The organism is Vibrio sp. 1CM7H, assembly GCF_023161645.1.
GTDB lineage: Bacteria > Pseudomonadota > Gammaproteobacteria > Enterobacterales > Vibrionaceae > Vibrio > Vibrio diabolicus.
This window is the reverse complement of the sequence record NZ_JALNTV010000006.1, coordinates 12,731-36,457: the sequence shown is the minus strand read 5'-3', so window position 1 is coordinate 36,457 and position 23,727 is coordinate 12,731. Positions and strand designations below refer to the sequence as shown.

Annotated in this window: 22 protein-coding genes; 12 read left to right on the top strand and 10 right to left on the bottom strand. The window is 45.5% G+C overall.

Annotated features, from left to right (window positions below):
• Positions 1–164 precede the first annotated feature (164 nt).
• On the top strand, positions 165–467 hold the full coding sequence (locus MSG33_RS18550; RefSeq protein ID WP_005397309.1) for a metalloregulator ArsR/SmtB family transcription factor: 303 nt from the start codon (positions 165–167) through the stop codon (positions 465–467).
• Between the two features lie 306 nt (positions 468–773).
• Here MSG33_RS18550 and rpsT read toward each other — a convergent pair whose 3' ends face one another.
• Entirely contained in the window at positions 774–1,034 is a 261-nt protein-coding gene (gene rpsT, locus MSG33_RS18545; RefSeq protein ID WP_005381938.1) for a 30S ribosomal protein S20, read from the bottom strand.
• Positions 1,035–1,339: 305 nt separating this feature from the next.
• Here rpsT and murJ point away from each other — a divergent pair, with 305 nt between their 5' ends.
• The 6 genes from murJ to ispH all read left to right on the top strand — a co-directional run bounded on the left by murJ (position 1,340) and on the right by ispH (position 8,961).
• Positions 1,340–2,902: a murein biosynthesis integral membrane protein MurJ gene (gene murJ, locus MSG33_RS18540; protein ID WP_074192056.1), complete on the top strand. Its 1,563-nt coding sequence runs from the start codon at positions 1,340–1,342 to the stop codon at positions 2,900–2,902.
• Between the two features lie 70 nt (positions 2,903–2,972).
• Positions 2,973–3,908: a bifunctional riboflavin kinase/FAD synthetase gene (gene ribF / locus MSG33_RS18535; RefSeq protein WP_006743103.1), complete on the top strand. Its 936-nt coding sequence runs from the start codon at positions 2,973–2,975 to the stop codon at positions 3,906–3,908.
• 64 nt (positions 3,909–3,972) lie between these two features.
• A complete protein-coding gene (gene ileS / locus MSG33_RS18530) occupies positions 3,973–6,801 on the top strand; it encodes an isoleucine--tRNA ligase (RefSeq protein ID WP_248381698.1) in 2,829 nt (942 codons plus the stop codon).
• 73 nt (positions 6,802–6,874) lie between these two features.
• The gene (gene lspA, locus MSG33_RS18525; RefSeq protein ID WP_005397302.1) at positions 6,875–7,384 is read left to right on the top strand and encodes a signal peptidase II; all 510 of its coding nucleotides are present in this window, start codon (positions 6,875–6,877) and stop codon (positions 7,382–7,384) included.
• 156 nt (positions 7,385–7,540) lie between these two features.
• The gene (gene fkpB / locus MSG33_RS18520) at positions 7,541–7,972 is read left to right on the top strand and encodes an FKBP-type peptidyl-prolyl cis-trans isomerase (RefSeq protein WP_012842130.1); all 432 of its coding nucleotides are present in this window, start codon (positions 7,541–7,543) and stop codon (positions 7,970–7,972) included.
• Between the two features lie 23 nt (positions 7,973–7,995).
• A complete protein-coding gene (gene ispH, locus MSG33_RS18515; RefSeq protein WP_047009110.1) occupies positions 7,996–8,961 on the top strand; it encodes a 4-hydroxy-3-methylbut-2-enyl diphosphate reductase in 966 nt (321 codons plus the stop codon).
• A 46-nt stretch (positions 8,962–9,007) separates the two neighbouring features.
• Here ispH and MSG33_RS18510 read toward each other — a convergent pair whose 3' ends face one another.
• The 4 genes from MSG33_RS18510 to MSG33_RS18495 form a co-directional block, all read right to left on the bottom strand.
• The gene (locus tag MSG33_RS18510) at positions 9,008–9,481 is read right to left on the bottom strand and encodes a low molecular weight phosphatase family protein (protein ID WP_248381696.1); all 474 of its coding nucleotides are present in this window, start codon (positions 9,479–9,481) and stop codon (positions 9,008–9,010) included.
• A 71-nt stretch (positions 9,482–9,552) separates the two neighbouring features.
• On the bottom strand, positions 9,553–10,281 hold the full coding sequence (btsR, locus tag MSG33_RS18505) for a two-component system response regulator BtsR (RefSeq protein ID WP_006743107.1): 729 nt from the start codon (positions 10,279–10,281) through the stop codon (positions 9,553–9,555).
• Positions 10,282–10,293: 12 nt separating this feature from the next.
• On the bottom strand, positions 10,294–11,982 hold the full coding sequence (locus MSG33_RS18500; protein ID WP_109168805.1) for a sensor histidine kinase: 1,689 nt from the start codon (positions 11,980–11,982) through the stop codon (positions 10,294–10,296).
• 193 nt (positions 11,983–12,175) lie between these two features.
• Positions 12,176–13,660: a carbon starvation protein A gene (locus tag MSG33_RS18495; protein ID WP_005381914.1), complete on the bottom strand. Its 1,485-nt coding sequence runs from the start codon at positions 13,658–13,660 to the stop codon at positions 12,176–12,178.
• A 280-nt stretch (positions 13,661–13,940) separates the two neighbouring features.
• On the opposite strand from MSG33_RS18495, the gene MSG33_RS18490 reads away from it, so the two are divergent.
• Positions 13,941–14,282 carry a DUF2799 domain-containing protein gene (locus MSG33_RS18490; RefSeq protein ID WP_012842128.1) on the top strand — a complete coding sequence of 114 codons (342 nt, stop codon included), beginning with the start codon at positions 13,941–13,943 and terminating at the stop codon, positions 14,280–14,282.
• A gap of 113 nt (positions 14,283–14,395) precedes the next feature.
• A complete protein-coding gene (locus tag MSG33_RS18485) occupies positions 14,396–14,668 on the top strand; it encodes a hypothetical protein (RefSeq protein ID WP_012842127.1) in 273 nt (90 codons plus the stop codon).
• Between the two features lie 51 nt (positions 14,669–14,719).
• On the opposite strand, the gene murQ is transcribed toward MSG33_RS18485, so the two are convergent.
• Together murQ and MSG33_RS18475 are read right to left on the bottom strand one after the other, a co-directional pair.
• On the bottom strand, positions 14,720–15,649 hold the full coding sequence (gene murQ, locus MSG33_RS18480) for an N-acetylmuramic acid 6-phosphate etherase (RefSeq protein ID WP_248381694.1): 930 nt from the start codon (positions 15,647–15,649) through the stop codon (positions 14,720–14,722).
• Positions 15,650–15,669: 20 nt separating this feature from the next.
• Positions 15,670–16,782, bottom strand: coding sequence for an anhydro-N-acetylmuramic acid kinase (locus tag MSG33_RS18475; protein WP_203346644.1), 1,113 nt, complete (start codon positions 16,780–16,782; stop codon positions 15,670–15,672).
• Between the two features lie 99 nt (positions 16,783–16,881).
• Between MSG33_RS18475 and nagZ the strand changes: the two genes are divergently transcribed.
• The 3 genes from nagZ to tyrA all read left to right on the top strand — a co-directional run bounded on the left by nagZ (position 16,882) and on the right by tyrA (position 20,298).
• A complete protein-coding gene (gene nagZ / locus MSG33_RS18470) occupies positions 16,882–17,865 on the top strand; it encodes a beta-N-acetylhexosaminidase (protein WP_248381693.1) in 984 nt (327 codons plus the stop codon).
• A 207-nt stretch (positions 17,866–18,072) separates the two neighbouring features.
• Positions 18,073–19,149 carry a 3-deoxy-7-phosphoheptulonate synthase gene (locus tag MSG33_RS18465; protein ID WP_005397501.1) on the top strand — a complete coding sequence of 359 codons (1,077 nt, stop codon included), beginning with the start codon at positions 18,073–18,075 and terminating at the stop codon, positions 19,147–19,149.
• Between the two features lie 21 nt (positions 19,150–19,170).
• A complete protein-coding gene (gene tyrA / locus MSG33_RS18460) occupies positions 19,171–20,298 on the top strand; it encodes a bifunctional chorismate mutase/prephenate dehydrogenase (protein WP_248381692.1) in 1,128 nt (375 codons plus the stop codon).
• A 77-nt stretch (positions 20,299–20,375) separates the two neighbouring features.
• On the opposite strand, the gene MSG33_RS18455 is transcribed toward tyrA, so the two are convergent.
• The 3 genes from MSG33_RS18455 to ettA all read right to left on the bottom strand — a co-directional run bounded on the left by MSG33_RS18455 (position 20,376) and on the right by ettA (position 23,673).
• Complete coding sequence (locus MSG33_RS18455) at positions 20,376–21,377, bottom strand: M23 family metallopeptidase (protein WP_005397491.1); 1,002 nt, start codon at positions 21,375–21,377, stop codon at positions 20,376–20,378.
• A gap of 28 nt (positions 21,378–21,405) precedes the next feature.
• A complete protein-coding gene (locus MSG33_RS18450; RefSeq protein ID WP_248381691.1) occupies positions 21,406–21,774 on the bottom strand; it encodes a PilZ domain-containing protein in 369 nt (122 codons plus the stop codon).
• 231 nt (positions 21,775–22,005) lie between these two features.
• Entirely contained in the window at positions 22,006–23,673 is a 1,668-nt protein-coding gene (gene ettA, locus MSG33_RS18445) for an energy-dependent translational throttle protein EttA (RefSeq protein ID WP_005381894.1), read from the bottom strand.
• Between the last annotated feature and the right edge of the window lie 54 nt (positions 23,674–23,727).

Below are 23,727 nucleotides of genomic sequence, written 5' to 3'. Positions count from 1 at the left end.
TTCACTTTGGTGGATAATATTGGTGTATCACTAACAACTAAATTAGAGGTTCTAATAATGAAGACTCTGGAAGTGTATCTTGATTTTCTTAGATATATAAATCAGTGCAACACAACAAGCTGGCCAGGGTTGGAATAAGTAAGTTGTAGCTAGAGGTCCAACACATGAATCTACAAGAAATGGAGCAGAACTCCGCAAAAGCCGTCGTGTTGCTCAAAGCGATGGCAAACGAGAGACGCCTACAAATCCTTTGTATGCTGCATAACCAAGAGCTGTCCGTGGGAGAGCTGTGTGCAAAGTTAGAGCTAAGCCAGTCGGCATTATCTCAGCATCTTGCTTGGCTTCGCCGTGATGAGCTAGTCACGACAAGGAAAGAAGCACAAACCGTGTACTACACATTGAAGAGTGATGAAGTGAAAGCGTTAATAAAAACACTGCATAGTCTTTATTGCGCTGAAAGCGCTTAGCGTTAATTACATATACCTAATATATCGTTCATTTTAGGCTGTGAATCTAACTCGTTGGAATATTTGAGAGTGGCGTTAAACTTTTGATGGTAGAGTTGCTGCGCATCGACCAATTTGCTTTGTTCTCAAGTGTTTTATTGGTGCTTTCCAGTTTGAGCTTTATAAGGTAAATAAGCTGATGCCTTTGAATAGGCGTGCAGAAAAAAGAAAAGCTGGCATTGCCAGCTTTTTTATTAAGAAAATTTTGTAGATATAAAAAAACCGACACAAGGTCGGTTTTTTCTTCACTGTAAAACCAGGACTCTATTAAAGAGCTTTGATTTGTGCAGCGAAACGAGACTTATGGCGAGCTGCTTTATTCTTGTGAATAAGGCCTTTAGTTGCCATGCGGTCTAGGATAGGTGTAACTACAGCGAATGCAGCAGTTGCAGCTTCTTTGTCGCCTGCTTCGATAGCAGCAACAGTTTTCTTCATGTAAGTACGCATCATTGAGCGACGGCTAGCATTGTGCTGACGACGTTTCTCAGCTTGGATAGCGCGCTTCTTAGCAGATTTACTATTTGCCAAGGGTCTAACTCCCAAAAACTTAGTTCTGTGACAATTTAAGGGCGAGGAATATCCCTCATTTGCGCTTAAATGTCAAATGATTTGTGCAAAAACCGATCTAAGCCAAAACAAATTTTGGTAAGAGAGGTTATCGCGGTTAAGATGGCGGGGATTCTAACAGCATTTTTATACCAATGCTAATAATTATCCGCGAAAGGCACACTTATTCCTTACAACCCGCGGATAGATTTTTGACGTCTATTTACAGCACCTGTCAGAGAAACAGTATAGGGTTAGCTGTCTTATGGTGATATTCCGAGGTTACAGTGAGTAAACGACTACTCAAGTCTGGCATGATCGTCAGTGCTATGACATTTATTTCCCGCGTTCTTGGCCTAGTTCGTGATGTTGTAGTGGCAAATTTAATGGGGGCAGGAGCAAGCGCAGACGTCTTTTTCTTCGCCAATAAAATTCCTAATTTTTTACGACGTTTGTTTGCTGAAGGGGCTTTTTCCCAAGCGTTTGTACCTGTTTTAACGGAAAGCCATGCTCAAGGCGACATGGATAAAACTCGGGAACTGATTGCTAGAGCGGCGGGTACGTTAGGGGTGATAGTCTCTATTGTTACTATTTTAGGTGTCCTAGGCTCCGGCGTGGTCACTGCAGTGTTTGGTTTTGGTTGGTTCCTTGACTGGATGCATGGTGGCCCGGCTGCAGCAAAGTTTGAGCTTGCTAGCGTGATGCTCAAAATCACCTTTCCCTATTTATGGTTCATTACCTTCGTCGCTCTATCGGGCGCTATCCTCAATACATTAGGTAAATTTGCTGTCTCCTCCTTTACCCCTGTTTTCCTCAATGTGATGATTATTTTGGCGGCGTGGTTTATCTCGCCGCAAATGGAAATGCCAGAAATAGGGCTTTCCATTGGTGTTTTCTTAGGTGGTTTGGTCCAGTTCTTATTCCAAATTCCCTTCCTTATTAAAGCTGGCGTCATGGTTAAGCCAAAATGGGGCTGGCGCGATCCGGGTGTAGTGAAAATCCGTACTTTGATGATCCCCGCTTTATTTGGTGTATCGGTCAGTCAGATTAACCTGTTGTTTGATACGTTCATCGCCAGTTTTTTGCAAACCGGTTCGATCAGCTGGCTGTATTACTCAGACCGCTTATTGGAATTTCCTTTAGGCCTGTTTGGTATTGCGATTGCGACTGTGATTTTACCCGCGCTTTCACGTAAACACGTTGACGCACAAAGTGAAGGCTTCGCGCAAACCATGGATTGGGGGGTGCGCATGGTGATCTTGCTTGGCCTTCCTGCAATGCTTGGTCTGATGGTACTGGCAAAACCTATGCTCATGGTTCTGTTTATGAGAGGTGAATTTTCTCCTCAAGACGTACATCAAGCATCATTGTCGCTCTTTGCCTACGCTTCAGGTTTGTTGAACTTCATGTTGATCAAGGTGCTCGCACCAGGTTATTACTCGCGTCAAGATACTAAAACGCCAGTAAAGTACGGCATCATTGCGATGGTGACCAACATGGTGTTTAACGCAATTTTTGCGTACTTTTATGGCTACGTTGGTTTGGCTATCGCGACGGCACTTTCGGCGTTCGTAAATATGGCATTGCTGTATCGTGGTCTACATATCGCAGGGGTATACCAAATCACCAAACGAACCGTCTTCTTTATTATACGTTTGGTTATTGCAGGTGCAGCGATGGTGGCTGCGATCTTATGGCAATTGGAAGACATGTCAGTGTGGCTCGATTGGAGCTTTGCTCACCGCAGCGGTGTACTAGGAATGTTGATCGCTCTAGGAGCCGTGGTTTACCTAGTGGTTCTATTTTTAACTGGTGCACGCTTAAAAGACCTAAAAGCTGGGACAGACTAAGGGTGATTAGTATATAATCCGTCAGTTTCACACAGTGTAAAGTAAAAACAGAGGCAGAAAGCAGTATCCAATGGAACTGATTAGAGGCATTCACAATATCACCCCGCGACATCATGGTTGCGTGCTGACTATTGGCAATTTCGATGGTGTCCATAAAGGCCATCAACAAGTATTGCAGCAAGTGTCTGAGCAAGCGGACAGGCTATCATTGCCTTCTGTTGTGATGACCTTTGAACCTCAGCCGATGGAGCTGTTTGCCAAAGATAAGGCACCTGCACGGTTGACGCGATTACGCGATAAGTTCGTGCAATTGAGTAAGCTCGATATTGATCGCTTGCTCTGCGTCAATTTCAATCGTCATTTTGCAAGTTTAACCGCGGAAGAATTTATCCGTGACTTGTTGGTCGAGCGTTTGGGTGTTAAGTTTCTTGTCGTTGGTGATGATTTCTGCTTTGGCAAAGGCCGTACAGGTAACTTTGCAATGCTGCAGGAAGCAGGGGAAAAGTACGGTTTTGATGTCGTGAGTACCCAGAGCTTTTGTTTACAACAATTACGTGTCAGCAGTACGGCTATCCGTCAAGCGCTGGCGCGTGACGATTTGCATTCCGCGCAACAGATGCTGGGAAGAAACTACAGCATCAGCGGTCGTGTTTCTCACGGAAGAAAGCTGGGCAGAACGATAGGTTTTCCTACTGCGAATATTCCTTTGAAACGCTGTGTTTCTCCGGTTTCCGGAGTCTATGTTGTTCAAGCGCTTGGCTTAGGAAATAAGCCAGTTGGTGGTGTTGCTAATATTGGTCAAAGACCGACTGTCAATGGCGTTCGCCAGCAGTTAGAAGTACACTTATTCGACTTTCATGCCAATTTATATGGCAAGCAACTAGAAGTGGAACTTTTGCATAAACTTCGAGATGAGCAAAAGTTTGAGTCGTTTGAAGCACTTAAACAACAAATCGAATTGGATGCTGAAGCAGCAAGGGTGTGGCTGCGTCAGCTTAAGCGTTGAGCGGTTTATTCCACCGTTCAACATAATGTCTAATTTTCGCCCAATATAACGGAATTAAGAATCGATGAGTGAGTATAAAGATACCCTGAACTTACCTGAAACAGGGTTTCCAATGCGCGGCAATCTGGCCAATCGTGAGCCAGAAATGCTTAAGCGTTGGTACAAAGAAGATCTTTACGGTGAAATCCGTAAAGCTAAGAAAGGCAAAAAGTCATTCGTATTGCACGATGGCCCTCCTTACGCAAATGGTGACATTCATATTGGTCACGCACTAAACAAGATTCTTAAAGACATTATTATTAAATCCAAAACACTTTCAGGTTTTGACGCACCTTACATCCCAGGCTGGGACTGCCACGGTCTACCTATCGAATTGATGGTAGAGAAGAAAGTAGGCAAGCCAGGCCAAAAAGTGACGGCAGCTGAGTTCCGCGAGAAATGTCGCGAGTACGCTGCAGGTCAAGTTGAAGGTCAAAAAGAGAGCTTCAAGCGTCTTGGCATCATGGGTGAGTGGGACAAGCCATACCGCACTATGGACTTTGCAACTGAAGCGAACATCATCCGTGCACTTGGTAAGATCGCAAGCAAAGGTCACCTGCTAAAAGGTTTCAAACCTGTTCACTGGTGTACAGACTGTGGTTCTGCTCTTGCTGAAGCGGAAGTAGAATACAAAGATAAAGTATCGCCATCTATCGACGTTCGTTTTAAAGCGGCTGACGAAGCGGCACTGCTATCTAAATTTGAACTGACAGAAGGTCATGAAGGTCACGGTGACGTATCTATCGTTATCTGGACAACAACACCTTGGACACTGCCTGCAAACCGCGCAGTATGTCTACGTGATGATCTAGAGTACGTGCTTATCCAAACAGAAGGCGACAACGCTGAGCGTATCATCGTTGCTGCTGAGCTAGCGAAAGACGTAATGGACCGTGCGGGTATCGAGCACTTCCACAACCTTGGCTTTGCTAAAGGTGCGGACCTAGAGCTTTCTCAATTCCAACACCCATTCTACGATTTCACTGTACCGGCGATCCTTGGTGATCACGTTACGACTGATTCAGGTACTGGTGTTGTTCACACTGCTCCTGGTCACGGTCAAGAAGACTTCGCGGTTGGTAACAAGTACAACCTAGAAGTAGCAAACCCAGTTGGCTCAAACGGTGTTTACCTACCAGATACAGAGCTATTTGCTGGTCAGCACGTATTTAAAGCGAACGATGCAGTAGTAGAAGTACTGAAAGAAAAAGGTGCACTACTACACCACCACGCTTACGAGCACAGCTACCCACACTGTTGGCGTCATAAGACTCCAATCATCTTCCGTGCTACACCTCAATGGTTCGTTTCTATGGACCAAGCTGGCCTACGTGCTAAAGCATTAGAGTCAATCAAGAACGTAGAGTGGATGCCTGAGTGGGGTCAAAGCCGCATCGAAGGTATGATCGAAGGTCGCCCTGAGTGGTGTATCTCTCGTCAACGTACTTGGGGTGTGCCAATTGCTCTGTTTGTTCATAAAGAAACAGCAGAACTTCATCCAAACACGCTAGATCTGATCGAGAAAGTCGCTAAGCTGGTTGAAGAGAAAGGCATCCAAGCATGGTGGGATGTAGATGCCGCTGAACTACTAGGTGCTGACGCTGACCAATACGAAAAAGTACTAGATACGCTAGACGTATGGTTCGATTCAGGTGTCACTCACTTCTCCGTTGTTGATGCTCGTGAAGAGTACAACGGCAACAGTGCAGACCTATACCTAGAAGGTTCTGACCAACACCGTGGTTGGTTCCAATCTTCTCTAATTTCATCTATCGCGATGAAAGACGAAGCGCCTTACAAACAAGTACTGACACACGGTTTCGTGGTTGATGGTCAGGGTCGTAAGATGTCTAAATCTATCGGTAACGTGGTTGCGCCAAAAGACGTAACTAACAAGCTAGGTGCTGATATTCTTCGTCTATGGGTTGCTTCAACAGACTACACTGGTGAAGTTGCGGTTTCTGATGAAATCCTAAAACGTAGCGCAGATGCTTACCGTCGTATCCGGAACACAGCGCGTTTCTTCCTTGCTAACCTAAGCGGCTTCAACCCTGAAACAGACATCGTTCCTGTTGAAGAGATGGTTGCGCTAGATCGCTGGGCAGTTGGTCGTGCGCTAGCAGCACAAGAAGAGATTGTTAAAGCATACGAAGAGTACAACACACACGGTGTGACTCAGCGTCTAATGCAATTCTGTTCGATCGAAATGGGCTCTTTCTACCTAGACGTAATTAAAGACCGTCAGTACACAGCAAAACGTGGCGGCAACGCTCAACGTAGCTGTCAGACTGCGCTTTACTACATTGTTGAAGCGCTTGTTCGTTGGATGGCTCCTATCATGTCGTTCACTGCAGATGAAATTTGGAACGAAATGCCAGGCGAGCGCGACAAGTTCGTATTCACTGGTGAGTGGTTCGACGGTCTATTCGGCCTTGCTGAAGGTGAAGAGCTGAACAATGAATTCTGGGCTGAGATCCAAGCGGTTCGTGGTGCAGTAAACAAACTTCTAGAAGATGCGCGTAAAGAGAAAACCATCGGTGGTGCACTACAAGCTGAAGTGACTCTATTTGCTGATGACGCTTTAGCGGCGAAGATCAACAAACTTGAAGATGAACTGCGCTTTGTTCTACTAACCTCTGCGGCGAAAGTTAAGCCTCTAGGTGAGAAGACTGATGCAGCACAAGCCACGGATATCGAAGGCTTGTTTGTTGAAGTAGCAGCAGCTGAAGGCGAGAAGTGTGATCGTTGTTGGCACCACACGCCAGACGTAGGCACAATTGAAGGTCACGAGAAAATCTGTGGTCGTTGTGTATCTAACGTAGAAGGCGAAGGTGAAGTACGTAAATTCGCGTAATTGCCTAGAACGACTGAACTTTTTTTAAAATTAACAGCCCCAGTATTTACTGGGGCTGTTTGTAGGTAAAGTAATGAGTGAAAAAGCACTGTCTTTAAAGCAATCTGGTATTCGCTGGTTATGGTTAGCGGTGGTTATCTTTTTAGCTGATATTGGCATTAAGTATGTTGTAATGAACAACATGGGATATGGCTGGGCAAACCGCATAGAAATTTTGCCATTCTTTAATCTTTTGTACGTGCATAACTATGGTGCTGCTTTTAGCTTTTTGAGTGATCAAGCGGGCTGGCAACGTTGGTTATTTACAGGTATTGCTTTTATCGTTACGGGTCTTTTGACTTACTGGATGAGTAAACTACCAGCGAAAGAGAAATGGAATAATATTGCTTATGCCATGATTATTGGTGGCGCAGTAGGCAACGTATTCGACCGAGTAATACATGGGTTTGTCGTGGATTATTTGGACTTTTTCTGGGGTAATTATCACTGGCCAGCGTTCAACCTTGCAGACATGGCGATCTGTATTGGTGCCGCGATGATTATTCTTGACGGCTTTCGAAAGAAAGACGAGGCGAAAGCCTAAGTAGTGGCAGTGTATATTGTGAAAAGTTGAATAACCTTAAGCGTCGCCCGTTGATTCGAGCGACGCTTTTTATTATGTTGGAGCGCCAACCAGCATATCAATGTATAAAAAGACCAAGCTGACAGCGTAATAACCCAAGAACAAGGAAGCAGTAACGTGACAACAATAACCAATGAATCTGTAGTAACCCTTCACTTTACGATTAAAATGAAAGATGGATCGGTTGCGGATAGTACTCATAACATGGGTAAACCAGCGAAATTTGTTATGGGTGATGGCAGCTTGAGTGAAAACTTTGAGCAGTGCTTGATCGGCCTCGAAACAGGCGCACAAAAAGCGATTGAGCTAAAAGCAGAAGACGCGTTTGGCATGCCAAACCCAGACCATGTACACCATATGGATCGCACTAAGTTTGTAGGTGATGCAGAAGTAGAAGTGGGTACAATCATGGCGTTCAGTGGTCCTGATGGCATGGAAATCCCGGGCATTATTACAGAGATTGCTGGCGATTCAGTCACTGTGGACTTCAACCACCCTCTAGCGGGACAAGACGTGACTTTCGAAGTTGAAATTTTGTCAGTAGAATAGCGAACCCAATAAAGATAATTTCCATGAGCAATGAAATGAAAATCCTATTAGCTAACCCACGCGGCTTTTGTGCTGGTGTAGACCGTGCGATTAGCATCGTAGAGCGTGCGCTAGAGATGTATCAGCCACCGATTTATGTTCGTCATGAGGTGGTGCATAACCGTTTTGTGGTTGAAGGGCTAAAACAACGTGGCGCTGTCTTCGTTGAAGAGCTGCATGAAGTGCCAGACAACAACATTGTGATTTTTTCTGCTCATGGTGTATCGCAGGCGGTTCGTCAGGAAGCCAAGCAGCGAGATTTGACGGTATTTGACGCGACTTGCCCGTTGGTAACCAAAGTGCATATGGAAGTAGCGCGAGCAAGCCGCCGCAATATGGAAGTGGTTCTGATTGGTCACGCAGGTCACCCTGAAGTGGAAGGCACAATGGGGCAGTACGCGAGTGAAACCGGTGGTATGTACTTGGTTGAAACCCCGGCCGATGTTGAGAAACTGAAGTCGATCGTGAAAGATCCATCTGATCTTCATTACGTAAGCCAAACGACACTTTCTGTAGATGAAACTGCCGATGTTATCGAAGAACTACGCCGCGTCTTCCCAGATATCCAAGGACCTCGTAAAGACGATATCTGTTACGCGACACAAAATCGCCAAGATGCCGTACGTGAATTAGCGGGTGACGTAGATGTGATGGTTGTTGTGGGTTCTAAAAACTCATCAAACTCTACACGCCTTAAAGAGCTAGCTGAAAAGCTAGGGACACCAGGCTACTTAACCGACTGTCCGGAAGATATCAAACCTGAATGGTTCGAAGGCAAAACAAAGGTCGGCGTGACTGCGGGGGCATCTGCTCCGGAAGAGCTCGTTAATCAGATTCTAGAGCGAATCAAAGAACTAGTCGGTGCCGAAGCGGTCGATGAAGTACTTGGTCGTGAAGAGAATATGTTCTTTGAAGTACCCAAAGAACTGCAAATCAAGCAAGTGGATTAATCCCCATTTATCGAATATTCAAAAGGCGACCAGTGGGTCGCCTTTTTTACATCTCTCTCAGTTCATTTAGGTAATCACGAATTTGGTCTTTTCCTAAACCATCGATAATCATATCGGACATCTTCGTGATTCTTCGCTCAAGCGACTGAGCAACCCTTTCGCAATGTGCGTACACCTCTTCATCAGAACCTTCAGTCGGAAAGGCATCGACTTGCCAGTTTACTCGAACGCCACCCGCAAGCCACTGAGGAGCTGCCTCTTGATGTAAAGAGTCACAGAGAATAATCACGATGTCAGGAAGAAACTGAGTTCGCTCTTCCCATGAGTGGGTGTGGATATGTGGAATGGGAAGTTGGTGGTCATCTAAATATTTTTGCACCACCGGGTGAACTTTGCCTGTGGGATGAGACCCACCGCTGGCGACACAAAAATCTGCTGGCAGGATATGGGTTGCGATCGACTCAGCGAGCACACTTCGTCCAGCATTGTGCTTACATATGAACAAAACTTTATACATCATCGCCTCGTCTTTTCGGAGCGTCTTATTTATACGCTAGCGGAAACTCAGCGGTGATGTGTGAACTTTTTGTGTTAGTGGCTAATGCCCAGCATCTCTTTGAGCACTTTAAGGTAGCGGCGGCTTACTGGTATCTCAAAGCCAGTTTTGGTGATGATTTCTGCTAATCCGTTTTCGAGTAATTTGATTTCGCTGATGGCCTTAATGCTGACTAAGTATTGGCGATGACAGCGTACCAGTGGGGTTTTCTCTTCTAGTGTTTTTAATGTCAGTTGAGTGCTCGCGGCTTGGCTGGTGGAGCGTACATGCACGCCGCTGATGTCACTGTATGCACATTCTACCGTGTCGGTGGCCATGATAACGATACGGTTGTGCCCGATGCACGGAATCTGATCTAAAGTATCGGGCGTAATAGCAGACAGCTGTTGAGTTAGGGCTGATTGACTAATGACTTTATTTAGCCGTTTGACCGTTTTGGTTAAACGGCATGGGTCGACAGGTTTGAGCAAGTAATCAAAGGCGTTGTCTTCAAATGCTTGAATTGCATACTGGTCGTAAGCCGTGACAAAAACCACATAAGGCATGGTTTCTGGATCAAGCATTCCAAGTAGTTCAATCCCAGTGACTTGAGGCATTTGGATATCGAGAAACACCACATCAGGTTTGAGCTCATTGATTTTTTTTAGGCCAAGGATCGCGTTTGAGGCATTGCCCACGACTTCAACTTGGCCTGTTTCATCCAATAACTCTGTCAGCTCTTCACGAGCAAACTGTTCATCATCAATGACGAGTGCGGTTAACATCCAACATTACCTTTATTGCTTCAGCGTGCTTTTATGATTTTGGGGAATGATAAAGCTCATTTTAGTAAATTGATGTGGCTCGCACGTAATTTTTAGCGATGCATCACGCCCAAATTGATTAGTGAGACGTTTGTCGACAATTTCTAAACCTAGCCCGGAGTGGTTTTCTTTTGGCGGTTCAAAACTGCCTGCATTGTCTTCGACGGTAATCAAATGACCTTGTGGGTGTGCTTCGCTGTATATATGAACTTTACCACCTTCAAGCATGTTTGAAATGCCGTGTTTAATGGCATTCTCAACCAAAGGCTGGAGTGTAAAGCTTGGCAATTTGATGTCCAGCAATTCAGGCTGAATATCGATTTCAACCTCTAAGCGGTCCGTAAAGCGGGCTTTCTCGATGCTCAAGTACGAGTTCACATGTGCAAGCTCTTCCTTTAGCGTCACGGTATTAATGTTCTGCTTTAAATTGCTGCGGAAGAAGTGCGATAAATTTTGGATTAGCTCGCGCGCTTTGTCAGGATCACGACGAGTAATCGCACTAATAGTATTGAGTGCATTAAACAAAAAGTGTGGATTCACCTGAGCGTGAAGCAGTTTGATTTCTGCTTGAGCGAGTAAGGCTTGTTGTTGTTGGTAATCGCCATACAGGATTTGGCTAGAGAGAAGCTGAGCTATCCCTTCCGCCATTGACATGTTGGCCGTAGAGAACAATTTACGCTTCGGTTCATACAGCTTTATGGTACCAATGACCTCTTTTCCCGCACGTAGTGGGATGATCAGCGCGGAGCCAAGTTTGCAGTCTTTTGCGATGGAACATTGGTATGGACGTTCTGCGCCATCAAGATAAATGATGTCGTTTTTCTCCATGGAGTCTAATGTGCTTTGCGATGAAATCGGCGTGTTCGGTTTATGGTGATCATCGCCAATGCCCACAAACGCTAAGATTTTTTCTTGGTCGGTAATCGCGACAGCGCCCACTTTGGTTTCTTCGTAAATAATACGTGCGATTTTCTCTGCGTTTTCGGTGTTGAAGCCGTTGCTTAGAATTCCCACTGAGCGATCAGCAATGGTGAGTGCTCGACGCGAAAACGTCGCAGAAAACTTTTCAAAGATCGCTTTTCTGTCTTGCAGGATACTCATGAACAATGCCGCACCAAATGAGTTCGCGATGATCATCGGTGCTGCAATGGCAGACACCAGCTCATAGGCTTGATCAAAGGGTTTAGCGACGGCGAGCAGCAAAATCATTTGCACCACTTCTGCAACAAACGTGACGCTGAATACGACGCTTGGATTAAACAGCAATGCGCCTTTATTTCGCTTGATAAGGTAAACGTGGAGCAAGCCACCAATTACACCCTCGGCGGTGGTTGAAATTGCACAGGCGAGGTCAGTAAAGCCACCAAGAGAGTATCGATGGATGCCACCAGTAAATCCGACGGCGAAACCCACCACTGGGCCACCAAACAGCCCGCCCATGACCGCGCCGATCGCACGAGTATTGGCAATAGCGTCGTTGATATGCAGACCGAAATAGGTGCCGAGAATACAAAAGCCAGAGAAAAGTACGTAACAAATTAGGCGGTGGCTTAAGCGCGAAGAAATACTCAGCAAAGGTAAGATGATTGGCGTTTTACTTAGCATGTAAGCCAAAACTAAGTAAACACACATCTGTTGTAAAAGGGAAACGACCAGTTCCATAGTGAACCTAACCTAGAATCAATGTTGTTATTGTATACCTAAGTCACCTCAAGATGCTTGGCTCAGATAAATAAGAACAGCTAAGTAAATGACGCTGCGCTCCGAGTTCTGAATCTTAAAGTGACTTGGGTATAAAACAAAAAGAGCCTGCAATTGGCAGGCTCCTATCTTAGTCACTCGGATGTGACGAGTATTACGCTGTTTCTGACACGGCTTGTGGTTTCTCTTCGTCAGCCAGTTCAGTTTCACCTTTACCCTTAGAGGTTTTGATAACGTAACCAGTCACTGCTAGGGCAAACACAATACCGACGATAGTTGATAGTTGCATTGGCAGGCCAAAACCTAGCGAGCTGTTGTTTAAGATGAACGTGACACATACCGTGGTCATGAAGATAGCAGGGATAGTGGTAATCCAGTGCAGCTTGTTGTGACGTAGTAGGTAAGCGGACGCAGTCCAAAGCATCATTACTGCTGTTGTTTGGTTAGCAAAACCGAAGTAGCGCCAGATAATACCGAAGTCTACTTGAGTTAAGATGCCGCCGATAACGAACAGTGGAAGTGCCATCAGTAGGCGGTTACGTAGCGTCTTTTGTTCCATGTTGAAGTATTCAGCAAGGATCAGACGGCTTGAACGGAATGCTGTATCGCCAGACGTAATTGGTAGGATAACCACACCTAGGAACGCAAGGATACCACCGAACACACCAAGCAGACCAAATGATGCGCTGTATACCACGTTACCAGGACCACCGTTTTTCACAGCTTCTGATAGTGCGTCTAGAGAGCCGAAGAAAGACAGAGCGATAGCACACCAGATTAGCGCGATAACACCTTCACCAATCATTGCTCCGTAGAAAACGAAACGACCGTTTTTCTCGTTTTCCATACAACGCGCCATCAGTGGAGACTGAGTCGCGTGGAAGCCAGAGATAGCGCCACATGCGATAGTGATGAACAGTGCTGGCCATAGTGGCATATCATTTGGGTTAAGGTTCGAGAACATGTCTGAAACTTGAAAGTCACCCATTACTGTGTGTTCGCTAGAAAACGCAACGGCTGTCATTAGACCAACAGACATAAAGATAAGTAGAGCGCCAAACAGTGGGTAGAAGCGGCCAATGATTTTATCGACAGGAACAATCGTCGCAATGATGTAGTAAGCGAAGATAGCGATAACCATTGTAGTCATGCTTACGCTCAAGCTTGTTTGATCATTGATGAGGTTAGTAATCATGCCTGCAGGAGCAGAAACGAACACTACGCCAACAAGAAGCAGTAGGACAATGGCAAAAATATTCATAAAGTGTTTTGCGCCATTACCTAGGTAGCGACCTGTGATAGTAGGTACAGATGCGCCGCCGTTACGCACTGAAAGCATGCCAGAGAAGTAATCGTGTACTGCGCCAGCAAAAATACAACCGACAACAATCCAAAGCATTGCCGCTGGACCGTATAGCGCACCCATGATTGGGCCGAAAATTGGACCAACACCAGCGATGTTAAGTAGCTGAACTAGATAAACTTTCTTTGTTGACATTGGAACGAAGTCAACACCGTCCGATTTGGTGTGAGCAGGCGTTTGGCGTTTTTCATTGATGCCGAAAATCTTCTCGACGAAAGCGCCGTAGATGAAGTATCCGCCGATTAGGGCTGCGACACAGGTTAGAAACCACATCATAGCAATTGTCCTTGGTCTTAGTTGGGTAGGGTAATTTTTTAATCTCAGGATGCATGTTATGCGTCACTTGTGTTAAATGCATTCGGTTAGTAGATGAGTGGTCGAATAGAGCACTGAGTGGTCGATATACTGCTTGAGCGGTTTTTAAAAATGGCGAACGGTTGATTGCAGTAGTGAGCGGTTGATTCGAGGCGTCAGTGGTTTAATCTGCAAGCTAAGCGGCAAACGCCAATAATTAGTGGTAAGCTTATTTTTGAAAACAATTACTTAAGGAAGAACCATGAAAAAGGCAACGTTAGGTTTGGCGCTGGCTTTACTTGCAGGATGCGCTGCAACGACGGAAGATCTTGCCAAGTCAGGAGATTGGCATCAGATCGGATATCAAGATGGTGTAGCCGGACATACATCACGCACGATGAGCGAGCTGCGTGAGTTGGGTAGCGTTAAGCAAAGTGATTACGACCAAGGTTATTTAGAGGGGCTACGTGAATACTGTAACCCTGCTTTTGCGTATCAAATGGGGCTATCTGGTCAGTATTATGAAGGAGTTTGTGAAGGTACTGAGCAAGCACAAAAATTCCGTATGGAATGGCAGCGTGGCTGGAATGAGTACTCAAATTAATAGTCAATAAAGCCGCAGTGATACCGTCTGCATAACATAAATGTGGCAAAATTCCCGCTATTAAACTATGTTCATATTGTTTGATAGTGAGCACAGAAAAAAGGAATCACATTATGTCAACGCAAATGGCTGGTGGCTGGAGTCCATTTAATGAACTCAAAGCAGAGGATAAAGAAGTATTTGCTAAAGGTATCGAGGGGTTTGTCGGCGTCAAATACTCCCCTTTGGTTGTGGCTACTCAAGTCGTAGCCGGACAAAACTATGCGTTTTTCTGTAATGCAGAAGTTGTCTATCCTGGAGCACAACCATACCCAGCAATGGTTCATATGTTCAGCGACCTTGAAGGTAAAGTCGGTATTACTCACATTGAACGATTGAACTACTAAATTAAGCCATAAAAGGCGCCTGACTTTTAAATAAGTGAGGCGCTTTATTGATTAAGATTGATTCGCTTGATCGATCACGACTTTTCTTAAATATCCTTGTTTGGCTTTCAGTTGCTCAGTCGCGCTTTCTTTATCCAGCCCGGTTAAAATCATCAAAATCGCTAACTTGGCGTCGTAGTCCGTTTCTTTGAGAGCCGTTTTAGCCTCTTGGTTAGTACAATCTGTTGCTTGCATAACAATACGAGCCGCTCTTGCAACTAGCTTTGCATTCGTCGCTTTCACATCTACCATTAAGTTCTGATAACTTTTGCCTAGGCGAATCATGCTTGCGGTAGTGAGCATGTTCAGTACGAGCTTTTGCGCCGTCCCTGATTTTAAGCGAGTGGAGCCCGTTAACGCTTCAGGTCCAACAACGGGGCTGATCGCAATATCGGCAATATCTGCAATCGGAGAGTCAGGGTTACAAGATAGTGCTACAGTGGTGGCACCAAGTTCGTTCGCATACTCTAAGCCACCAATCACGTACGGTGTCCGTCCACTTGCCGCAATACCAACGACGACATCGCGTTGTGTTAGCGCATTCTCTTTAAGATCTTGCTCGCCTAGTTCAGGGTCGTCCTCTGCCCCTTCTTTTGCACGGAACATTGCCTCTTTTCCACCCGCAATAATACCAACGACCATCTCTGGAGCTGTGCCAAAAGTTGGTGGGCATTCTGAAGCGTCCAAGACGCCGAGCCGACCACTGGTGCCTGCACCGATGTAAAACAACCGACCTCCGACCTTAAATGCTTCCGTGATCTTATCAACGGCTTGAGCGATCTCTGGTAGCACTTTCTCGACCGCAATTGGGACGAGTTTATCTTGTTGGTTTAAACGCTGCACAATATCTAATGAAGGAAGAAGATCGATATCCATTGTTTCAGGATTTCGACCTTCAGAGACAAGGTGAGAAAGAGCCGCAATAAGCGCGTCATTTGTCATAGTAATTTAAGCCTTCGTGATTAATTTTTTGAGTAGAGTACGCCAAGTGAAGCGAGACGACTTGCCCCTGTGACTTCCGGTAAATTGCTAGGGAGGCTATGAATATAGCGCTGCGCAAGCCAAGCAAATGCCATGGCTTCCATGTAGTCACCATCAACGCCTTTTTCTGCCGTTGTCGCAACGTGCCATTGTGGCAATAACTTAGTCAATCGCTGCATTAAAAGTGGGTTTCTTGCTCCACCGCCACAGACCAATAGTTGAGGCGTGATGCCATGAGAAAACTTGTCGACTTCGTTGGCAATGGTAATCGCAGAGTATTCGCAGAGTGTACGCTGTACGTCTTCGGTTGGTAAATTGTAATGAGCCAGTTGCTGATGCAGCCAGTCAATATTGAACAGTTCTCGCCCGGTACTTTTAGGTGCTGGCATGGCGAGGTAAGCTTCTTTAAGTAATTGAGTCAACAAAGTAGCGTTTACCGTTCCTTTCAGTGCAAATTGTGCATCTTTGTCGAAGCTTTGCCCAGTGTGCAGCGCACACCACGCGTCCATCAACATGTTGCCCGGACCAGTGTCATAGCCAATGACTGGTTGCTCGGGATGCAGTACAGAGATGTTGGCTATGCCACCGATGTTCAGCACCACGGTAGTGGAATCTTGCATGGCAAAGATACTTTTATGAAAAGCGGGAACCAGCGGTGCACCTTGACCACCTAGCGCCATATCTTTACGTCGAAAATCTGCAACCGTATCAATCCCTGTTTTCACTGCGATGATGTTGGCATCACCCAACTGAGTGGTAAAGGGTAACTCTCCAGTAGGTTGGTGGAATACCGTTTGACCGTGATTACCAATCGCACGAATTTGTTCCGCGACGCAGCCAGACTTATTGAGCAGTTGTAAAACGGCGTCAGCGAAGAGGTGGCCAAGTTGGTGATCCAATTCACCTATGGCTTTTAAATTTGTGGCTTGACCGGTACAAACAGATAACAGCATTTCTTTCAGTGCTGTGGGCATTGGGTAATCGTCGTGCGCAACCAGACGAACGTGCTCATCACTTATTTCAACCAGAGCGGTATCAACGCCGTCCATACTCGTTCCAGACATCACACCAATGTACAGTTCGTTAAATTTCATAGCCGATCTCGTCAATTCTTCATTCACTTATTGTAAAGCAAATCTGAAGCGAATAACCTCATCGAATACGAGATATTCAGCCGATTTTGAGGAGAAAACATGGGACCGTTATGGGTTGACGTCGCGGGTTGTGAACTTACCGCTGAAGACAAAGAAATTCTGGAACATCCTACGGTTGGTGGCTTAATTCTATTTGCTCGCAACTATCATGATAGTGAACAGCTTCAAGCACTTACTCAATCAATCCGCAAGGCTGCCAAGCGCCCGATTTTGATCGGTGTTGATCAAGAAGGGGGGCGAGTACAACGCTTCCGTGAAGGTTTCTCGTTGATCCCTGCAGCAGAAGAATACGCCAAACATCAAAATGGCGAAGAGCTAGCACGTATGGGCGGTTGGCTAATGGCAGCGGAGTTGATAGCACACGACATTGATTTAAGCTTTGCACCCGTGCTCGATAAAGGTCATCAATGTAAAGCGATCGGTAACCGAGCATTTGGCGAAGATGCCGATACCATTCTTCGATTTAGCACTGCTTACATGCAGGGTATGAAGAGCGTTGGAATGGCAACAACAGGCAAACACTTCCCGGGTCACGGTGGTGTGATTGCTGACTCACACTTAGAAACGCCATACGACGAGCGCAACGACATTTTTGAACAAGACATGGCTATCTTTAAAGCGCAAATTGATGCCGGTATTTTAGATGCCATGATGCCTGCTCACGTGATTTTTCCGAACTACGACTCTCAGCCTGCGAGTGGTTCAGAATACTGGTTGAAACAAGTTTTGCGACAGCAACTCGGTTTTAAAGGCTTGGTTTTCTCCGATGATCTGACGATGGAAGGCGCAGCCATCATGGGTAGTCCTGCCGAGCGTGGGGCTCAAGCCTTGAAAGCCGGCTGCGATATGCTATTGATGTGTAATAAGCGTGAAGCACACATTGAGGTGTTGGATAACTTGCCAGTATCAATAGTGCCACTGGCGGATGCGTTACTGAAAAAACAGTCGTTTTCTCTAAGCGATCTCAAGTTATCTCAGGAGTGGAAAGCGGCGAGTGAAGCGATGAAACGCTTGACCAGCTAAACCTCTTGTAAACGATTCAAAACACCGATTAGAAGCCAAAGTTAATTATACTTTGGCTTTTTATTTGTCTGTAAATAATTATTTACACCAAATGTTTTTTATTGTGTACGCTTGTTTTTCTTTTTTAGCCTGTTATCTTGTCGTTAAAACTTAGTTGTCTCACCAAGGATTTGGTTGGGTGTAAAAATAAATATACAGGTTAGAGTTATGCAGAAAAGTGAGTTGAGCAATATTAATATTAGCGAAGAGCAGGTTCTTATTACCCCAGAGGAGCTAAAAACCAAGCTTCCTTTGAGTGAAAAAGCGCGCCGCTTTATTCAAGAGTCTCGCCAAACTATCGCTAATATTATTCATAAAAAGGATCATCGCCTGCTGGTTGTATGTGGTCCATGTTCTATCCACGACGTGGAAGCGGCGAAGGATTACGCAAAACGTCTTAAAGCGCTCTCTGAACAACTAAGTGACCAACTGTATATTGTTATGCGTGTTTACTTTGAAAAACCACGCACCACGGTCGGCTGGAAAGGGCTGATTAACGATCCGCACCTCGATGGCAGCTTCGATATTGAACATGGTCTGCATGTTGGACGCGAATTGCTAGTGGAATTGGCAGAGATGGAAATCCCGCTCGCGACTGAAGCTCTGGACCCAATTAGCCCACAATACTTGGCGGATACTTTTAGTTGGGCTGCGATCGGCGCACGTACTACGGAGTCACAAACTCACCGTGAAATGGCAAGTGGCTTGTCTATGCCAATTGGTTTTAAAAATGGCACGGATGGCAGTTTGGCAACCGCAATCAACGCGATGCAAGCTGCGTCTTCTAGCCACCGTTTTATGGGGATCAACCGTGAGGGACAAGTAGCGCTATTGACCACTCAGGGTAATGCTAATGGGCATGTGATCTTACGTGGTGGCAAGCAAACTAACTACGACTCAGTGTCAGTTACTGAGTGTGAGCAAGAAATGGCGAAATCTGGCCTTGATGCATCATTAATGGTGGATTGTAGTCACGCCAACTCACGTAAAGATTACCGTCGCCAGCCATTAGTCGCAGAAGATGTTATTCACCAAATCCGTGAAGGTAATAAGTCCATTATCGGCCTTATGATTGAAAGCCATATCAATGAAGGAAATCAATCTTCTGACTTAGCTCTTGAAGAGATGAAATACGGTGTATCTATCACTGACGCATGTATCAATTGGGATTCAACTGAGGCACTATTACGTCATGCACATGAAGAGCTAGTGCCTTTCTTAGAAAATCGTCTAAAGGCTAATTAATACAGGATTTAAGGAACATCAATGGCAGTTGAACTTAACGCATTGCGCGATCAGATTGATGCAGTCGACAAGCAAATGTTGGAGCTATTGGCCCAGCGTTTGGCGCTCGTAGAGAAAGTTGGGGAAGTTAAAAGCGAACATGGTTTGCCTATTTATGCCCCTGATCGTGAAGCGGCGATGCTGGCTTCTCGCCGAGCAGAAGCTGAGAAAATGGGAATTCCTCCACAGCTTATTGAAGACATTCTGCGTCGTACCATGCGTGAGTCTTATGCCAGTGAAAAAGACTCCGGTTTTAAGTGTTTGAACCCTGAATTACGCTCAGTGGTCATTATTGGTGGTAATGGCCAGTTAGGCGGCCTGTTTGGACGTATGTTCAAGCTATCTGGTTATCAAGTCAAAGTGCTTGGCAGCAAAGACTGGGATCGTGCGGATGACATCCTAAAAGATGCGGGCCTGGTGGTGGTTACTGTGCCAATTCACCTAACAGAAGGTGTGATTGAAAAGCTAGGTAATCTGCCACAAGACTGTATTCTGTGTGACCTGACTTCTATAAAATCTAAGCCACTGCAAGCAATGTTGAATGTGCACCAAGGACCGGTGGTTGGTTTACACCCAATGTTTGGTCCAGATGTGCCGAGCCTTGCCAAGCAGGTGATTGTGTACTGTGATGGGCGTGGAAATGATCAATACCAATGGTTGCTGCAACAGTTTGGTATTTGGGGCGCGAGCTTGTGTCAGATTGAAGCGCAAGAGCACGATCATGGCATGACGTTAATCCAAGCGCTGCGTCACTTCACCTCATTTGCTTACGGCATGCATCTAAGCAAAGAGAAACCGAACATTGAGCAACTGTTAAAGTTGAGCTCACCAATCTACCGCCTGGAGTTGGCGATGGTAGGGCGTCTGTTTGGTCAGGATCCAAACCTCTACGGTGACATTATTCTCTCATCGCAAGAAAACATCGACATGATTAAGCGATTCCACCAACGCTTCGGCGAAGCACTTGCGATTTTGGATAGCAAAGATAAAGCCAAATTTGTCGAAAGCTTTGAGCAGGTGAGTGAGTGGTTTGGTGATTATTCACAACAATTTATGAATGAGAGCCAAAACTTACTCAAACAGGCGAATGATAATATTCATCGCGGTTAATCGCTGGTTATCTATCCGTGTGGAGCCCGAAACGAAAAGAGCAGCTTACGCTGCTCTTTTTTGTGTCGAGAGATAAATCAGTTAGTCGCGGTATTGCTGGTATCTTCACTTGATACTGTATTGATACTGGTGTCGCGATAGGGGGAGTTGGTTAAATTGACTTGCAGACGCACGACATTATCAATCAATTGAACTAAAGGGCCCCATTTCACTTTTTTCTCTTTTTCAAATACATAATTGAAGTTTTCAGGTGTCCACTCCATCAAGTATTGAGGGTTGAGTGCTCGCCCGAGAAAGCGCACCTCATAATGCAGGTGCGGGCCAGTGGAATTACCTGAACTACCACATTGAGCAATCACATCGCCTTTACTGACAAATTGGCCGCTTTTCACTTTAAAGCGTTGTAAGTGAGCAAAGGAGCTCATAAAGCCAAATGAATGACGAATAGTGACATAGTTGCCATAGCCACGATTACTCGGGCGAACGGTTTCCACCACTCCGTCTGCAGGTGCGAGGATTTCTTCTCCTCGTTTACAGGTAAGATCGATACCAGTATGAACGTGTCGTTTACCTGAAATAGGATTAATGCGACTGCCGTAGGAAGAAGAAATACGTTGGTATGTCACTGGGCTATCATTTGGAATCAAACGAAACATGGTTGCTCGAACCGCGGAATCGATAGCTGCTGCATCAATTCGCTCTTCTAACGCCATGTTGTTTTCATCGATCATCAGCTCTTCGTCAGCGAGACCTAGAACCGATTCGACGTCGAATACTCGTTTTCCTAATAGCTGAATTTGATTGTTTTTATCGGTCAATGACTGAGAAAGCGAGTGGTTGGTATCAAGCTGCTCTTCATAAAGAGCGGTGATTTCAGCCTTTTCACTTTCTAGTTTGGCGATGGTTTGTGTTAGTTCGTCTTTATTGTGTATCTGCTGTTGATTGAGATACCACGCGCCACCAACGACGGCGGGTAATGCCAATACCGAAGCAAATACTGCTAGGACCGAACTGCGGCCCAAATAGAACTGCTGATCGCCGTCTTTCGTCGGGATCTGCATGATGATTTTTTTAGACATAGTTATTGTTACTTAAATAGGCGTTCATTTATTTTTCTCCTAAATCAGAGAGATGTTCTAACTCTCGGTTCAGAAGGTCGTTATTGCCTACATTCAATTCTATAAATCGTTTTAGTTGGCTAATGCTCTCGATGTCTATCTTGATGATCGTTAACCTAATCTCACACTTAGAAACATCCACAATTTGCGCTTTTAACGTAATCACTTGTTCAGATTGATCAAATGAAAAAGTAACATGGGCTGGAAGGGTTGGATCCAAAGCCTCAGTCTCTTCCACTTTCATGAGTAAACCATGTAAGGAAAGATCTTGAATCCTAGCTTCAATTGCCAAGTCACGTTGTTCTACCTTCGCTAGCGCTTGATGGAGAATGCGTGAAAAGCGTCGTCTCTCTGCCATGTGCATTTTCTCGTCATGTCTTCAAACAGAATTGAATAGTATATCAATGCGAACAAAAAATGTTCGATTGCTGTTTGAAAAGTGTCGAGGTCGCTACAGAGTGACGTAAGTGCAATGTCATGTTCTTAACGAACGAGACGGGCTAATGAGCTCTTTTTTATAACAAAGAAAACAAAGGCCGCTATGATAGCGGCCTTTGTACAAATTACAATCAAACTTTGCGGGTTGCGATTACTTCGCAATACGCTTGTATTTGATGCGGTGTGGTTCTGCGGCTTCAGGGCCCAACGTTTTCTTCAACCAGTCCATGTACTCGGTGTAGTTACCTTCGTAGAAGTTAACTTGGCCTTCGTCACGGTAGTCAATGATGTGGGTCGCGATACGGTCAAGGAACCAACGGTCGTGCGAGATAACCATTGCACAACCAGGGAACTCTAGTAGTGCTTCTTCTAGAGCACGCAGTGTTTCCACGTCAAGGTCGTTGGTCGGTTCGTCGAGTAGTAACACGTTACCGCCCGCTTTAAGCAGTTTCGCAAGGTGGACACGGTTACGCTCACCACCTGATAGCTCACCAATGATTTTTTGTTGGTCGCTGCCTTTAAAGTTAAAGCGTGAACAGTATGCGCGAGCAGGGATTTCGAAGTTGTTGATCTTAATGATATCAGCGCCTTCAGAAATCTCTTGGAATACGGTTTTAGAATCGTCCATGCTGTCACGGAACTGATCGACCGATGCAAGTTTCACAGTGTCGCCCATTTCAATTGTGCCTGAATCTGGTTGTTCAGTACCACTTAACATCTTGAATAGGGTCGATTTACCTGCGCCGTTCGCACCGATAATACCAACAATCGCACCTTTAGGGATGCTGAATGATAGGTCATCAATTAGAACACGGCCGTCAAATGACTTCGTTAGGTTCTTCACTTCAATAACTTTATCACCTAGGCGCTCACCTGGCGGGATAAACAGTTCATTGGTTTCGTTACGTTTTTGGTGATCAGAGCTTTGCAGTTCTTCAAAGCGTGCCATACGTGCTTTTGATTTCGCTTGACGACCTTTAGGGTTTTTACGTACCCACTCAAGTTCTTTCTCGATGGTTTTTTGACGAGCACTTTCTTGAGACGCTTCTTGTTGTAGACGAGCGTCTTTTTGCTCCAACCATGAGGTGTAGTTACCTTCCCATGGGATACCTTCACCACGGTCAAGCTCTAAGATCCAACCCGCGGCGTTATCTAGGAAGTAACGGTCGTGGGTGATAGCGACTACAGTACCTGTGTAATCCACTAAGAAGCGCTCTAGCCAAGCAACAGATTCTGCATCTAGGTGGTTGGTAGGCTCATCAAGCAGCAGCATGTCTGGCTTAGAAAGTAGCAGGCGACAAATAGCGACACGGCGGCGTTCACCACCTGATAGGTGCGCAATTTTTTGGTCCCATTCAGGTAAACGAAGTGCGTTTGCTGCTCGCTCAAGTGCGTTTTCTAGGTTGTGACCATCTTTCGCTTGGATCAGAGCTTCAAGTTCGCCTTGCTCTTTTGCAAGTGCGTCGAAGTCTGCATCTGGTTCTGCGTAAGCCGCATAGACCGCATCCAAACGTTTCAGTGCGTCAGCAACGTCAGCAACTGCTTCTTCAACAACTTCACGAACGGTTTTTGATTCGTCTAATACTGGCTCCTGGGGTAGGTAGCCTACGTTTAGACCAGGTTGTGGACGTGCTTCACCGTCGATATCCGTGTCGATACCTGCCATGATACGTAGCAGTGTGGATTTACCTGCACCGTTCAGACCTAAAACACCGATTTTCGCACCAGGGAAGAAGCTCAGAGAGATGTCTTTAAGAATTTGACGCTTAGGTGGCACAATCTTGCTCACCCGCGACATGGTATATACGTATTCAGCCATTGCCGATCGTTCCTAAATTAACTGTCATTCAAACCCATCATTTTATACCAAGTG

Excerpts from the sequence above, each read along its gene's own strand:
- MSG33_RS18485 (WP_012842127.1), top strand. The coding sequence starts at position 14,396 with ATGTCAACGCAAATGGCTGGTGGCTGGAGTCCATTTAATGAACTCAAA.
- murQ (WP_248381694.1), bottom strand. The coding sequence starts at position 15,649 with ATGACAAATGACGCGCTTATTGCGGCTCTTTCTCACCTTGTCTCTGAA.
- ispH (WP_047009110.1), top strand. The coding sequence starts at position 7,996 with ATGAGCAATGAAATGAAAATCCTATTAGCTAACCCACGCGGCTTTTGT.
- MSG33_RS18495 (WP_005381914.1), bottom strand. The coding sequence starts at position 13,660 with ATGATGTGGTTTCTAACCTGTGTCGCAGCCCTAATCGGCGGATACTTC.
- MSG33_RS18465 (WP_005397501.1), top strand. The coding sequence starts at position 18,073 with ATGCAGAAAAGTGAGTTGAGCAATATTAATATTAGCGAAGAGCAGGTT.
- MSG33_RS18455 (WP_005397491.1), bottom strand. The coding sequence starts at position 21,377 with ATGTCTAAAAAAATCATCATGCAGATCCCGACGAAAGACGGCGATCAG.
- MSG33_RS18550 (WP_005397309.1), top strand. The coding sequence starts at position 165 with ATGAATCTACAAGAAATGGAGCAGAACTCCGCAAAAGCCGTCGTGTTG.
- lspA (WP_005397302.1), top strand. The coding sequence starts at position 6,875 with ATGAGTGAAAAAGCACTGTCTTTAAAGCAATCTGGTATTCGCTGGTTA.
- MSG33_RS18500 (WP_109168805.1), bottom strand. The coding sequence starts at position 11,982 with ATGGAACTGGTCGTTTCCCTTTTACAACAGATGTGTGTTTACTTAGTT.
- tyrA (WP_248381692.1), top strand. The coding sequence starts at position 19,171 with ATGGCAGTTGAACTTAACGCATTGCGCGATCAGATTGATGCAGTCGAC.
- MSG33_RS18475 (WP_203346644.1), bottom strand. The coding sequence starts at position 16,782 with ATGAAATTTAACGAACTGTACATTGGTGTGATGTCTGGAACGAGTATG.
- ileS (WP_248381698.1), top strand. The coding sequence starts at position 3,973 with ATGAGTGAGTATAAAGATACCCTGAACTTACCTGAAACAGGGTTTCCA.
- MSG33_RS18450 (WP_248381691.1), bottom strand. The coding sequence starts at position 21,774 with ATGGCAGAGAGACGACGCTTTTCACGCATTCTCCATCAAGCGCTAGCG.
- nagZ (WP_248381693.1), top strand. The coding sequence starts at position 16,882 with ATGGGACCGTTATGGGTTGACGTCGCGGGTTGTGAACTTACCGCTGAA.
- ettA (WP_005381894.1), bottom strand. The coding sequence starts at position 23,673 with ATGGCTGAATACGTATATACCATGTCGCGGGTGAGCAAGATTGTGCCA.
- ribF (WP_006743103.1), top strand. The coding sequence starts at position 2,973 with ATGGAACTGATTAGAGGCATTCACAATATCACCCCGCGACATCATGGT.
- MSG33_RS18490 (WP_012842128.1), top strand. The coding sequence starts at position 13,941 with ATGAAAAAGGCAACGTTAGGTTTGGCGCTGGCTTTACTTGCAGGATGC.
- MSG33_RS18510 (WP_248381696.1), bottom strand. The coding sequence starts at position 9,481 with ATGATGTATAAAGTTTTGTTCATATGTAAGCACAATGCTGGACGAAGT.
- btsR (WP_006743107.1), bottom strand. The coding sequence starts at position 10,281 with ATGTTAACCGCACTCGTCATTGATGATGAACAGTTTGCTCGTGAAGAG.